Raw genomic sequence first — 13290 nt, 5'->3', positions numbered from 1 at the left:
GATGGAGGCCCCTGCCCTCGCCGCCCGGACGCCGCCATGGTCGACCTTCTCGTCAAGAACGCCAACCTGCCCGACGGCCGCAGCGGCGTCGACGTCGCGATCGACGGCGGCCGGATCGTCGGCATCGGACCCGGCATCGACGCCGAGGCCGGCCGGGTGATCGACGCGACCGGGCGGCTGGTGTCGCCGCCCTTCGTCGACCCGCACTTCCACATGGACGCGACGCTGTCGCTCGGCATCCCGCGCCTGAACCGCTCGGGCACCCTGCTCGAGGGCATCGCGCTCTGGGGCGAACTGAAGCCGCTGCTGACCGTCGAGGCGGTGGCCGAGCGGGCGCTGCGCTACTGCGACCTCGCGGTCGCCCAGGGCCTCCTCGCCATCCGCACCCACGTCGACGTCTGCGACGACCGGCTCACCGCCGTCGAGGCGCTCCTCGACGTCAAGCGCCGGATCGCCCCCTATATCGACCTGCAGCTGGTCGCCTTCCCGCAGGACGGCCTCTACCGCTCGGCCGGCGCCGAGCGCAACCTCCTGCGCGCCCTCGACATGGGCGTCGACGTCGTCGGCGGCATCCCGCATTTCGAGCGGACGATGGAGGACGGCGCCCGTTCGGTGCGGCGGTCCTGCGAGATCGCGGCCGAGCGCGGCCTGCCGGTCGACCTGCACTGCGACGAGACCGACGACCCGATGTCGCGCCACGTCGAGACGCTAGCCGCCGAGACCGTGCGGCTCGGGCTCCAGGGCCGGGTGGTCGGCTCGCACCTGACGTCCATGCACTCCATGGACAACTACTACGTCTCCAAGCTGATCCCGCTGATCGGCGAGGCCGGGCTGCACGCCGTGCCGAACCCGCTGATCAACATCACGCTCCAGGGCCGTCACGACAGCTATCCGAAGCGGCGCGGCATGACGCGGGTGCCCGAACTGATGGCGGCCGGCGTCAACGTCGCCCTCGGCCAGGACTGCTGCATGGACCCGTGGTACTCGCTCGGCTCCGGCGACATGCTGGAGGTCGCGCACATGGCGGTCCACGTCGCGCCGATGACCTCGCGCGACGGCATGCGGTCGCTCTTCGACGCCGTCACGGTCAACTCGGCCAGGGCGCTCGGCCTTGCCGGCTACGGCCTCGAGGTCGGCGCCCATGGCGACCTCGTCGTCCTCCAGGCCCGCGACCCGATCGAGGCGATCCGCACCAAGGCGACGCGCCTGACGGTGGTCCGGCGCGGCAAGGTGATCGCCGAGACGCCGGAGAAGCGGCCGAAGCTGTTCCTCGACGGTCGGCCCGACGCCATCGACCCCGCCGCCTACGCGCCGCCGCTGGACTGACCGCGGCGAACTGCCCGCGCGAGTGGCATCGCCTGCCCATCTCGGGTGCTTGACAACGGATTGGGCAGGGCGTTCCTTTGACCACCTGGACAAATTAACGAGGGACCGCCCGGCCGCGACGGCCGGTACGGCAACCGAGGGGGACAGCACCATGCCGCATCCGTTCACGCGTCGCCGCTTTCTCGCCACCTCCGCGGCGCTCGGCGCGCTGCCGCTCTTCGGCCGCGCCGCGATCGGCGCGGAGAAGCTCAAGGTCGCCGGCATCCACGCCGACCCGGTCGAGAACGCCTGGAATTCGCGCATCCACGCGGCGCTGACCTCGGCGGCGGCCGACGGCACCATCGACTACGTCTTCTCCGAGGGCGTCGCCGCCACCGACTACGCCCGCGCCATGCGCGAATACGCCGACCAGGGCGTCAAGCTGATCTGGGGCCAGTCCTACGCGCTCGAGGCCGAGGCCCGGCAGGTCGCCGCCGATTATCCCGAGACCGCGTTCCTGATGGGCTCCTCGGGCGGTCCCGAGGGCGACAACTTCGGCGTCTTCGGCACGCGCAACCACGAGGCCGCCTATCTCGCCGGCATGCTGGCGGCGAAGATGTCGAAGTCGGGCGTGTTCGGCTCGGTCGGCGGCTATCCGATCCCCGAGGTCAACCTCTTGATCAACGCCTTCCGCCTCGGCGTGAAGGAGGTCAAGCCGGACGCCAAGTTCCTCAACGGCTTCATCGGCACCTGGTTCGACCCGCCGAAGGCCAAGGAGGCCGCGCTCGCCCAGATCGACGCCGGCGCCGACGTGCTGTTCGGCGAGCGCATCGGCACCGCCGACGCCGCCAAGGAGCGCGGCGTGCTCGCGATCGGCTCGCTGATCGACTACACCCCGCGCTATCCGGGCGCGGTGTTCGCCAACGCGATCTGGAACTTCCGGCCGACCGTCGACGCCATCGTCGCCGACGTCCTCGCCGGCAAGCCGGTCGGGCGCGACTACACCGAGTATTCCTTCATGAAGTACGGCGGCAACGAGCTGATCTACGTGAAGGATCAGGTGCCCGCCGACGCGCTGCCGGCGATGGAGGCCAAGGAGGCCGCCATCAAGTCCGGCGCCTTCGAGGTGCCGATCGACGCCAACGAGCCGGCCTGAGCCGGCCCGGTGACCGCGGCGAGCCCGTCTCCGGCCGACGCCACCGCCCTCGCCGACGCCGTCCGGCGCGGCGAGACGACGGCGGGCGCCCTCCTCGAGGCGGCGCTCGCCCGCGCCGCCGAGACGGAGGCGCTCGGCGCGATCACCTTCGCCGCGCCCGACCTCGCCCGCGAGGACGCGGCGCGCTTCGACATGTTCGCCGCCCGCCGCAGCCCGCGCGCCACCCGCGCGCCCTTCGGCGGGTTGCCCTTCCTGATGAAGGACCTCGGCAACGCCGCCCGCGGCCTGCCGCCCGCCGCCGGCTCGCCCGCGATCCGCCGCCGCGTCACGGACGACGGCGTCGACAGCGCCCTCGCCCGCCGCTTCCGCCGCGCCGGGCTGGTGCCCTTCGCGCTCTCGACCACGCCCGAGTTCGGCCTCGCGCTCACCTCGGAGCCGCCGGGCGGCCCGGTGGCGCGCAATCCGTGGGATCCCGCCCGCTCGCCGGGCGGATCGTCGGGCGGGGCCGCCGCCGCGGTCGCCGCCGGCATCGTCGCGATCGCCCACGGCACCGACGCCGCCGGCTCGACCCGGGTGCCGGCCGCCGCCTGCGGCCTCGTCGGCCTGAAGCCCTCGCGCGGGGCGACGCCGAACGGCCCGGCCTTCGGCAACCACCTGATGGGCATCGCCGGCGAACTGGTGCTGGCGCGCGCGGTCCGCGACGTCCGCACCGCCCTGCTCGCGCTCTCCGGCGCCGCCGAGGGTCCGTTCGCCGACCCGGACGTCGACGGCTTCGACCTCGACGGCCCGCTCCGGATCGCCGTGGTGCCGACGGCACCCGGCGTCGCGATCGGCGACGAGCAGGCCGCCGCGGTCGAGACCGCCGGCCGCATCCTCGAGGCCGCCGGACACCGGCTGGTGCCGGTCGACGCCGGGGCGCTCGCCGACCTCGCCGCCCGCGCCGGCCGCATCGCGCGTGCGATCTTCTCCGCCTCGCTCGCCGGCTGGATGGACGGGCTCGGCGTTTCAGACGACGAGATCTCGCCGAACGCCGCGGCGGTGCGCGCCGAGGGCGCGGCGATGCCCGCCGCCGCCCTGTTCGCCGCCGACCGCGACGGCGTGCTGGTCGCCCACGGGCTGTGGCGGCTGTTCGAGCACGCCGACGCCATCCTGACGCCGGTGCTCGCCGGCCCGCCGCCCCTGGTCGGCGCCTTCCCGCCCGACCACGGCGATCCCGACCGGCTGTTCGCGCAGATGGCGGCGACCGCTCCCTTCGCCGCGCTCGCCAACGTCGGCGCCGTGCCCGCGCTGTCGGTGCCCTGCGGCGCCGACCGCGGCGGCCTGCCGATCGGCGTGCAGATCCTCGCCCCGATCGGCGGCGACATGCTGGCGCTGGCGCTCGCCGACCTCGTCGCCGCCGAACGCCCGGTGGTGTTCCCCCACGCGATCGCGGGGATGCCGACGTGAGCCGGCGGACCGTCCTCGCCCTCTCCGGCGTCACCAAGCGCTTTGGCGCGCTGACCGCCAACGACGACGTCTCGCTCGCCCTCGGCGAGGGCGAGGTGCTGGCCCTGCTCGGCGAGAACGGCGCCGGCAAGACCACGCTGATGAACATCCTGTTCGGCCACTACACCGCCGACGCCGGCGAGGTCTCGGTGTTCGGCAAGGTGCTGCCGCCCGGCCGGCCGCGCGCCGCTATCGAGGCCGGCGTCGGCATGGTGCACCAGCATTTCACGCTGGCGCCCAACCTCACCGTGCTCGAGAACGTGATGATCGGCACCGAGCGGCTCGACGCGATCGCGTCCGACCGCCGCAAGGGCCGCGCCCGGCTGGTGGCAATCGCCGCCCGCTTCGGTCTCGCCGTCGAGCCGGAGGCCCGGGTCGGCGACCTCTCGGTCGGCGAGCGCCAGCGCGTCGAGATCCTGAAGGCGCTCTACCGCGACGCCCGGATCCTGATCCTCGACGAGCCGACCGCGGTGCTGACCCAGGTCGAGGCCGAGCGGCTGTTCGGCACGCTGAAAGGCATGGCGGCCGAGGGGCTGTCGGTGATCTTCATCTCGCACAAGCTCGGCGAGGTCATGGGCGCTGCCGACCGCGTCGTGGTGCTGCGCGGCGGCCGCGTCGTCGCCGAGCGCGACACCCGTTTCACCAACCGCGCCGAACTCGCCGAGCTGATGGTCGGCCGCCGCGTCGCCCGTCCGGTGCGCGAGCGCCGCGCCCCCGGTCCGCCGCTGCTGGTCGCCGACGCCGTCGACGTGGTCGAGGGCGGGGCCAAGCGCCTCGACGGCGTCTCCTTCACCGTGCGCTCGGGCGAGATCCTCGGCGTGATCGGCGTCTCCGGCAACGGCCAGGCCGCGCTCGGCCGGCTGGTCTCGGGCCTCGCGCCGCCGGCGGTCGGGCGACTGACGCTCGCCGGCGCGGACATCGGCCGGACGCCGCCGCGGGCGCTGGTCGAGGCCGGCGTCGGCCGCATCCCGGAGGACCGCCATGCCGAGGGCGCCGTCGGCGAGATGACCGTCTGGGAGAACGCCGTGCTGGAACGGGTGCGCGAACCGCGCTTCTCGCGCCGCGGCCTCGTCGACCGCGCCGCCGCCCGCGCCTTCGCCGCCGCGCTGATCGAGCGCTTCGACATCCGCGGCGCGACGCCGGACACCCGGACGCGGCTGCTCTCCGGCGGCAACATGCAGAAGCTCATCCTCGGCCGCAATCTCGCCGGAAGCCCGCGGCTGGTGGTCGCCAACCAGCCGACCCGCGGCCTCGACGAGGGCGCGATCGCCGCCGTCCACGCCGAGTTGCTCGCCGCCCGCGCCGCCGGCGCCGGCGTGCTGCTCATTTCCGAGGACCTCGACGAGGTGACCGCGCTGGCCGACCGGGTCCAGGCGATCGTCAAGGGCCGGCTGTCGCCGTCGGTCGACACCGACGCCGCCGACGCCCGGACCATCGGCCTGATGATGGCCGGCGTGTGGGAGACCTGACGGCCATGCAGTTCGTCCGCCGCTCCCACGTGCCGACCCGCCTCCTGATCGCCGCCCCGCTGGCGGCGGTGGCGGTGTCGCTGGCGCTCTCCGGCCTCCTGATCGCCGCCGCCGGCGCCGATCCGTTCGAGGCCTACTGGAAGATGCTGGTCGGCGCCTTCGGTTCGCGGCTCTCGATCACCGAGACGCTGACGCGGACGACGCCGCTGATCCTGACGGGGCTCGCCGCCGCCGTCGCCTTCCGCGCCCGGCTCTGGAACATCGGCGCCGAGGGCCAGTTCTTCGTCGGCGCCCTCGCCGTCGCCGCCCTTGCCCACGGCGTCCTCGCCGGCACGCCGGCGATCGTCGGCACGCCGCTGCTGCTCGTCGCCGGCGCCGCGGCCGGCGCGCTGCTGTTACTTGTGCCGCTGGCGCTGCGGCTGCGCTTCGGCGTCGACGAGGTGGTGACGACGCTGCTCCTCAACTTCGTCGTCCTGCTGTTCGTTGGCATGATGATCGAGGGCCCGCTCAAGGACCCGATGGCCTTCGGCTGGCCGCAGTCGGTGCCGGTGCCGGGCGGGTTGATGCTGCCGAAGCTGGTGCCGCGGAGCCGGCTGACGATCGGTCTCCTGATCGCGCTCGCCGCCGCGCTCGCGGTCGCCTTCGTGCAGGCGCGCACCGTGTTCGGCTTCGAGGCGCGCGCCGCCGGTCTCGCCCCGCGCGCCGCCGCCTTCGCCGGCGTCTCGCTGCCGCGCACGCTGGTGGCGGTGGCGTGCCTGTCCGGCGCGCTCGCCGGGCTCGCCGGCGCGGTCGAGGTGCTGTCGGTGAAGGGCTTCGTCACCAAGGACCTGTCGCCGGGCTACGGCTATTCCGGCATCGTCGTCGCCATGCTGGCCGGGCTGAACCCGATCGGCGTCGTCGCCGGCGCCCTCTTCGTCGGCATCGTCTTCGTCGGCGCCGACGGCATGAGCCGCGCGCTCGGCGTGCCGAGCTTCATCGCCGACGTCATCGTGGCGATCTCGCTGCTCAGCATGCTGGTCGCGCTCCTGTTCACCAGCTACGAGGTCCGGCGATGACCGCCGCGCTCGACATCCTCCTGACCGCCAGCCTGTGGGCGGCGGTGCTGCGGATCGCGACGCCGCTGATCTTCGGCACCCTCGGCGCGCTGATCTGCGAGCGCTCCGGCGTGCTCAATCTCGGCATCGAGGGCATCATGACGCTCGGCGCCATGGTCGGCTGGCTGACGGTCTACCAGGGCGGCGACCTGTGGACCGGCCTCCTCGCCGCCGCCGCCGCCGGCGCGGCCTTCGGCCTGCTGCACGCCGCGCTGACCGTGCCGCTCGGGCTGTCGCAGCACGTCACCGGGCTCGGGATCACGCTGTTTTCGTCCAGCCTGACCTATTTCGTGTTCCGCCTGTCGGTGCCGGTGTCGTCGACGCCGCCCACGATCGAGCCGTTCCGGCCGCTGGCGATCCCCGGCCTCTCCGACCTGCCCTTCCTCGGCGAGGCGCTGTTCCAGCAGACCGCGCCGACCTATCTCGCCCTCGCCGCCACCGCCGCCGTCGCTTGGTTGCTCGCGCGTACGCCGCTCGGACTGGCTGTGCGGATGGCCGGCGAGAACCCGCACGCGGTCGAGGCCCAGGGCCTCGACCCGATCCGCATCCGCATCGGCGCGGTGGTCGCCGGCAGCGCGCTGATGGGCCTCGGCGGCGCCTTCCTGACGACCGCCGCCTTCAACAGCTTCTTCCCGACCATGATCCAGGGCCGCGGCTGGGTCTGCATCGCGCTGGTGGTGTTCTCGTCGTGGAAGCCCGGCAAGGCGCTGTTCGGCGCGCTGCTGTTCGCCCTGTTCGACGCCTACCAGCTGCGCCTGCAGCACGTGGTCGAGGGCGCGGTGCCCTATCAGCTGTTCCTGATGGTGCCATACGTGCTGTCGATCCTGGCGCTGGTGGTGATGAGCCGCCGCGCCCGGGTGCCCCAGGCGCTGATGCAGCCCTACCGCCGCGGCGAGCGGTAGGGCAGACGCACCCGGAAGACGCCTCATACCGAGCTCGCAAGGTTCCGACCTCCGGTCGGAGCGTTGCGGGCGAGGAGCGCCCGACCGGGCGCCGGCCGGATGGCCGAAGCCCCGTGAAGCCCCGACGAGTCGGGACTTCACGGGACAGGTTCGAACCCGCCTCACATCGCCCGGAGCAGGGCGTGGTCGGGCCAGCCGTCGGCGGGCAGGCCGAGCTGGATCTGGACGGCGCGGACGGCCTCGCGGGTGCGCGAGCCGAGCTTGCCGTCGATCGGGCCGGGGTCGAGGCCGCGGTTCGCCAGCGCCTGCTGGATCGCCTTGATGTCGGCGGCGCCGAGCACGTCGACCGGGCCGTTGCCCTGGCCGACCCGCGGCGCACCGGCGAGGCGGGTGGCGTAGTAGGCGGCGGTGGTCGAGTAGACCAGCGACTCGTTCCAGCCGAGGTAGACGTCGAAGTTGTGGTAGGCGAGGAAGGCCGGGCCGTTGCGGCCCATCGGCAGATAGAGCGAGGCCTCGCCCGCCGGGATCGCGCCGTGGGCGGGCGAGACGCCCTCGGCCTGCCACGCCGCCGCGCTCTTCTTGGCGGCGAGGTGGGCCTCGCCCCAGTTCATCGAGGCGGGCACCCGGACCTCGACCAGCCACGGCGCGCCCTGCTGCCAGCCGAGGCTCTTCAGGTAGTTGGCGGTGGAGGCGAGCACGTCGGCCTTGGAGCGGATCAGGTCGCGCCGGCCGTCGCCGTCGAAGTCGACGGCGTATTTGACGTAGTTGGACGGCAGGAACTGGGTCTGGCCGAGTTCGCCGGCCCAGGCGCCGCGCATCTCGGCGGGCGTGAGGTCGCCGGCGGCGACGATCTCGAGCGCCGCGGTCAGTTCGGGGCGGAAGCGGTCGGGGCGGCGGCAGTCGAACGCCAGCGTCGCCAGGGCGTCGAGCGTCGCCATCGAGCCGGTGTTGGCGCCGAAGTCGGACTCGAGACCCCAGACGCCGACCAGCACCTCCGCAGGCACGCCGTAGGTCGCCTCGATGCGGTCGAACAGCGCGCGGTTCTTGGCGATCTGCTGCAGGCCGGCCTTGACGCGGTAGCCCTCGACCATGCGGGTCGAGAACTCGAGGAACGTCTGCGAGAACACGCCCTGGCCGCGGTCCTTCTTGATCACCGCCGGGTCGTAGGAGACGCCGGCGAGCGCCGAGGCGACCACGGACGCCGGCACGCCCGCGGCGACCGCCTCGGCCTTGTAGCTCTCGAGCCAGGGCCCGAAGCCGTCGGCCCCGGCGCGGCAGGCGGCCGACGCGGGGCCGGCCGCGACGAGGGCGGCGGCGAGGATGGCGAGGCGGCGGGCGGGCCGGGCGGCGGGCATGCGGGCTCCTTCTCGGACGGGCGCTGAAAGCGCGATCGAATCGAGGCTAGACCGTTCCGGTGGAATCCGGCCAGAGTGCGGCGGCCACACCGGCGGTTTTTCGCGTCCCGCCCCGACCGTGGCCGCCGTCAGCGCTCGGGCAGCGGGATGAACTCGCTCTCGCCCGGCACCGCGGCGAAGGCGCCGGCCGACCAGCGCCGCTTGGCCTCCTCGATCCGCTCCGGATCCGACGACACGAAGTTCCACCAGACGTGGCGCGGCCCGTCCATCGGGTCGCCGCCGAGCACGAGGAAGCGCGCCGGCGTCGCCGCCGTCACGGTGACGCGGTCGCCGGGGCGGAACACCAGCAGGCGGCCGGGCTCGAAAACGTCACCGGCGATCGTCACCGTGCCGGTCAGCGTGTAGATCGCGCGCTCCTCGTGGACGGCGTCGATCGGCAGCGAGGCGCCGGCATCGAGGATCGCGTCGGCGTAGATGGTCTCCGACGCCGTCTCGACCGGAGAGGCGGCGCCCCAGAGGGTGCCGGCGACGACGCGGATCCGCTTGCCCTCGGCCTCGATCGTCGGCAGCGAGCCGCGGCCGTGGTGGACGAAGGCGGGGGCGTCGTCCTCGCGGCCCTTCGGCAGCGCCACCCAGGACTGGATGCCGAACAGCGGTCCGCCGGCGGCGCGCACGTCCGGTCCGGTGCGCTCGGAATGGGTGATGCCGTGGCCGGCGGTCATCCAGTTGACGTCGCCCGGCCGGATCGGCTGCACACTGCCGAGGCTGTCGCGGTGCAGGATCTCGCCCTCGTAGAGATAGGTCACGGTGGCGAGCCCGATGTGGGGATGCGGGCGGACGTCGAGGCCGCGCCCGGTCAGGAACTCGGCCGGGCCCATCTGGTCGAGGAACACGAACGGGCCGACCATGCGGCGGCCCGCGGCCGGCAGGGCGCGGCGGACCTCGAAGTCGCCGATGTCGCGGGCGCGCGGCACGACGAGCGTCTCGAGGTAGGACGGCAGCGGGGCGGTCATCGGCGGCACTCCTGTCGGTCGGTGCCGCTCCGGGGGCGGGCGACGGCGACGGGACCAATGTAGCGCCTCCCGAGCGCGCTGCCGACGGCGCCGCCGTGAACGATCCGTCGCCGTCGGTGGAACGATCGCGGGGGGCGCCGTGTTGTCCCGGCGAACCCCACGCACACGGAGGAACCGACCATGGCCAGCGCCAACGGCCGCGAAAATCGCGAACCCCTCACCAGCGGTCCCACCCAGGGCCCCGCCGCCTCCATCCTGGAAAGGTCCAACATGAGCTCCACCGCCTCCTCCAACGACGACGTCGCCGAGCTCCGGCGCGAGATCTCCCGCCTGTCGGGCCTCGTGTCGGACATGGCGCAGACCCGCTACGCCAAGGTCAAGGACCAGGCGGCGGGCGTCGCCCAGGAGGTCGTCGACCGCGGCAGCGAACTCGGCGAGGAGGCCTACCGCCGCGCCTCGGCGATGGAGCGCGAGGTCGAGCGTTCGATCCGCGACCGGCCGCTGACGGCGGTCGCCCTCGCGGCGACGGCGGGCTATCTCCTCGGCCTGTTCTCGCGCCGCTGACGGAGGGGCGATGATCGGCCCCATCCTCTCGGCGCTCGCCGTCGCCGAGGTCAAGCACAGGGCGCGCCGGGCGGCCCGGCGCGCCGCCCTGACGGCGGTCGCCGGCGCGTTCGGCGCGGTCGCGCTCGGCTTCGTCGTCGCCGCCGCCTACGTCGCGCTCCTGCCGCATCTCGGCCCGATCGGGACGCCGCTCGCGGCGGCCGGCCTCTTCGCCGCCGTCGCCCTGGTGGTGCTGGCGGTGCGCGGCTTCGGCCGGCACCGGCGCTCGCTGCCGGCCGCCGAGACCGCCGCCTTCGGCGTCGCCGCCGGCTCGGCCGGCGGCACCTCGCGCGGCGGCGGTCTGATGCCGTCCGGCCGGGCGGTGCTGCTCGTCCCCGCCGCCGTCTTCCTCGGCGCCCTCGTCGCCGGTCGCCTGTCGGGCGGCCGGTGACACCCGTTCCACCGCCCGTCGCGGACCGTCAGAGCGACAGCCTGACGGCGCCGTTGCGGATGTCGGCGGCGATCGCCTCGTAGATCGTCCGGATGTAATGGGTGCTCGTCGTGTTCCGCGACGCCGTGAAGGCGTGGGCGGAAGATGTCGCGCAGTCGGCGAGGGCGGCCGGATCGGCGTCCTCGTCGTAGGAGACGGTGTAGATCGCGATCCCCGTCGCCTTCATCGCCGTGCAGATCCGGTCGAGGTGAGCGGTCGCCAGCGTGTTGCAGGCGGCCGATTTGGCGTAGGTGCACAGCCAGTCGAACTTGCCGGTGCTGGCGCCGTATTGGGTGTTCATCCGACCGTCGGTCATGAACACCACGATCTTGTGCGTCGTCGCCGACACGTCCAGCGGCGCGGCCGTGTCCGGCCAACTGCCGCGCCACTTCGGCGACAGCGTGTACCAGCCCGCGACCATGCCGGCGTCGAGCCGGGTCGACCCCTCGGAGGTCAGGGCCGCGGCGGCCGACGTCAGCATGGCGAAGTCGGCGGAGAGGCCGACGATGGGCGGCGGACAGAAGCTCTTCGCCGACTCGGAATTCTGATCCATCGCCAGGAAGCGCGCGGCCGACGGCGCGGCGTCGGACAGAGCCGCCGCGTCGAGCGTGCCCATCACCCGGAGCGCGACGTCCGAGCGCGGCTCGACGCAGCCCATCCAGTAGTAATTCTTGCCATTGTACTTGCCGATGGTCTGCCCGTCGATCCACGTGAGCGTCGAGTAGCTCGACGACGAATAGTACTTCGACGGATTGATCCACCGGTCCGGCACGGCGGCCGTGCCCGAGAAGCCCTGCAGCCACGCCGTATGGGTCAGGCCGACGTTGACGCGACTCGAGAACGGAACGATCGCGATCTTGGTCCGCTTGTTCATCTTGGCGTCGTCCGCGAAGGACGACACGAAGCTCTTCACCGCGGTCACCATCGGATCGAAGCGCGCGTTCTCGATCATCGAGGACGAGACGTCGACCACCAGAGAGATCTCGAAATGCTCCTCGGCCGGCAGCGCCGCGCAGGCCTCGGTGGTGACGGCGACGCCGCGAACGCCGGCGAGCGCCATGAAGGTGGTGGGAACGGTGTCCGCCATGGCGAGGCAGAGTTGGGTCCCGCCGTCCTCGAGATGCGGCGCCTCGCTCACCTTCGGATCGTGCAGGCTACGGGTATCGGCGGTGATCGCCGCGTCCGCGACGTCGGCGAGGTCGGACAGCGCGACGCCGGCCCCGTAGGAACGCGCCGCCATCAGCGCGGCGGCATCGGTGACCGCCTGCAGCTCCGAACGCGTGTTGGCCGCCCGCGCGAAATCGATGCCGACACCGACCATCAACGACACCGGCAGCAGCGCCAGCGCGAAGATCACCACGGCGCTCCCCGCCCGATCCGCGATCGCCGATCGTCCCATGTCCCGCAACTCCCCGATCGCGACCGCGCGCGCCTCCACCTGCACCCGTGACGGGAGGAATTGAACCTCGCAAACGATTACATTACCGCTAACGACGCGTCTTCGGCAGATCGCGCCAGAGCGGAGAGTGCCCGCTCGTCCGTCATGCGGCCGGCGTTCCGCGCTCGGCGCCGATCCGGCTCATACCACGTCCTGCACCGACGTCTCCGCCGCCTCGGGCGCGACCTTCTTCTGGCGCTCGAAGATGAACAGGCCGGCGCCGACGATGATGACGCCGCCGATCAGCATGTCCGTCTTCGGCACGTCGCCGAACACGGTCCAGCCGAACACCAGCGCCCAGATCAGCAGCGTGTACTGGAACGGCGCCACCACGGCGGCCGGCGCGAGCTTGAGCGCGCGGTTGATGCAGAGATGCGCCACCATGGCGACGACGCCGAGGGCGGCGAGCAGGCCCCAGTCGCGCGGGGTCGGCGGCACCCAGGAAAAGGGTGCGATCACCAGCCCGGCGGCGAAGGCGCCCGCGGTCTGCCAGAACACCAGCGTCAGGTCCGGCGTGTTGCGCAGCTGCCGGCTCTGGATCACGATCAGCGCGAAGGCGAAGCTGCCGAAGATCGAGATCAGCGCCGGCGCCGACAGCGTCTCCGGCGACGGCTTCAGCGCGATCAGCACGCCGACGAAGCCGACCGCGATCGCGGTCCAGCGTCGCCAGCCGACCCGCTCGCCGAGCAGCCACGGCGACAGCGCCGCCACGTAGATCGGGCCGGCGAGGTAGAAGGTCATGACGTCGGCGATCGGCAGGTGGACCGCCGCGGCGTAGAAGGCGATCAGTTCGACGATCGACAGCGCCACCCGGCTCACCTGCGTCCACGGCCGCTCGGTCGGGATCAGGATGCGCCAGCCGGCGCGGTGGATCATCGGCGCCATCACCAGCAGCGCGGCGCCGCTGCGGATCAGCAGCACCTGACCGACGGTGTAGGTCGCCACCAGCCACTTGCCCATGGCGTCGTTGGCCGAGAACAGGAAGTCGCCGAGCAGCATCATGGCGATGCCGAGGGCGACGTGGTCGCGGACGGCGGGAC

Annotated in this window: 12 protein-coding genes; 8 read left to right on the top strand and 4 right to left on the bottom strand. The window is 73.1% G+C overall.

From position 1 onward, the window contains the following. Window positions 1-36: 36 nt before the first annotated feature. The 6 genes from EDD54_RS18200 (at window position 37) to EDD54_RS18175 (ending at window position 7411) form a co-directional block, all read left to right on the top strand. Window positions 37-1326: an amidohydrolase family protein gene (locus tag EDD54_RS18200; protein ID WP_126539429.1), complete on the top strand. Its 1290-nt coding sequence runs from the start codon at window positions 37-39 to the stop codon at window positions 1324-1326. 151 nt (window positions 1327-1477) lie between these two features. Beyond that, a complete protein-coding gene (locus EDD54_RS18195) occupies window positions 1478-2461 on the top strand; it encodes a BMP family protein (protein ID WP_126539431.1) in 984 nt (327 codons plus the stop codon). 9 nt (window positions 2462-2470) lie between these two features. Continuing rightward, the gene (locus EDD54_RS18190) at window positions 2471-3907 is read left to right on the top strand and encodes an amidase (protein ID WP_126539432.1); all 1437 of its coding nucleotides are present in this window, start codon (window positions 2471-2473) and stop codon (window positions 3905-3907) included. Beyond that, window positions 3904-5415, top strand: a complete 1512-nt coding sequence (locus EDD54_RS18185) for an ABC transporter ATP-binding protein (RefSeq protein ID WP_126539434.1) — start codon at window positions 3904-3906, stop codon at window positions 5413-5415. The genes EDD54_RS18190 and EDD54_RS18185 overlap by 4 nt, the downstream gene beginning before the upstream one ends. 5 nt (window positions 5416-5420) lie before the next feature. Continuing rightward, the gene (locus EDD54_RS18180) at window positions 5421-6470 is read left to right on the top strand and encodes an ABC transporter permease (protein ID WP_126539436.1); all 1050 of its coding nucleotides are present in this window, start codon (window positions 5421-5423) and stop codon (window positions 6468-6470) included. Continuing rightward, on the top strand, window positions 6467-7411 hold the full coding sequence (locus EDD54_RS18175) for an ABC transporter permease (protein WP_126539438.1): 945 nt from the start codon (window positions 6467-6469) through the stop codon (window positions 7409-7411). The genes EDD54_RS18180 and EDD54_RS18175 overlap by 4 nt, the downstream gene beginning before the upstream one ends. Before the next feature lie 161 nt (window positions 7412-7572). Here EDD54_RS18175 and EDD54_RS18170 read toward each other — a convergent pair whose 3' ends face one another. Together EDD54_RS18170 and EDD54_RS18165 are read right to left on the bottom strand one after the other, a co-directional pair. After that, window positions 7573-8766: a lytic murein transglycosylase gene (locus EDD54_RS18170; protein WP_126539440.1), complete on the bottom strand. Its 1194-nt coding sequence runs from the start codon at window positions 8764-8766 to the stop codon at window positions 7573-7575. 128 nt (window positions 8767-8894) lie between these two features. After that, the gene (locus EDD54_RS18165; RefSeq protein WP_126539442.1) at window positions 8895-9779 is read right to left on the bottom strand and encodes a pirin family protein; all 885 of its coding nucleotides are present in this window, start codon (window positions 9777-9779) and stop codon (window positions 8895-8897) included. Between the two features lie 270 nt (window positions 9780-10049). Between EDD54_RS18165 and EDD54_RS18160 the strand changes: the two genes are divergently transcribed. Both EDD54_RS18160 and EDD54_RS18155 read left to right on the top strand, forming a co-directional pair. Next, entirely contained in the window at window positions 10050-10343 is a 294-nt protein-coding gene (locus EDD54_RS18160; protein ID WP_165645138.1) for a DUF883 family protein, read from the top strand. 10 nt (window positions 10344-10353) lie between these two features. Continuing rightward, window positions 10354-10773 carry a hypothetical protein gene (locus EDD54_RS18155; protein ID WP_126539446.1) on the top strand — a complete coding sequence of 140 codons (420 nt, stop codon included), beginning with the start codon at window positions 10354-10356 and terminating at the stop codon, window positions 10771-10773. Window positions 10774-10801: 28 nt separating this feature from the next. Here the strand turns inward: EDD54_RS18155 and EDD54_RS18150 are convergent, their stop codons facing one another. Both EDD54_RS18150 and EDD54_RS18145 read right to left on the bottom strand, forming a co-directional pair. Next, the gene (locus EDD54_RS18150; RefSeq protein ID WP_126539448.1) at window positions 10802-12211 is read right to left on the bottom strand and encodes a TadE/TadG family type IV pilus assembly protein; all 1410 of its coding nucleotides are present in this window, start codon (window positions 12209-12211) and stop codon (window positions 10802-10804) included. A 180-nt stretch (window positions 12212-12391) separates the two neighbouring features. Continuing rightward, on the bottom strand, window positions 12392-13252 hold the full coding sequence (locus EDD54_RS18145; RefSeq protein WP_126541832.1) for a DMT family transporter: 861 nt from the start codon (window positions 13250-13252) through the stop codon (window positions 12392-12394). Between the last annotated feature and the right edge of the window lie 38 nt (window positions 13253-13290).

Source organism: Oharaeibacter diazotrophicus, assembly GCF_004362745.1.
GTDB classification, from domain to species: domain Bacteria; phylum Pseudomonadota; class Alphaproteobacteria; order Rhizobiales; family Pleomorphomonadaceae; genus Oharaeibacter; species Oharaeibacter diazotrophicus.
This window is presented reverse-complemented; position numbering and strand designations above follow the sequence as displayed.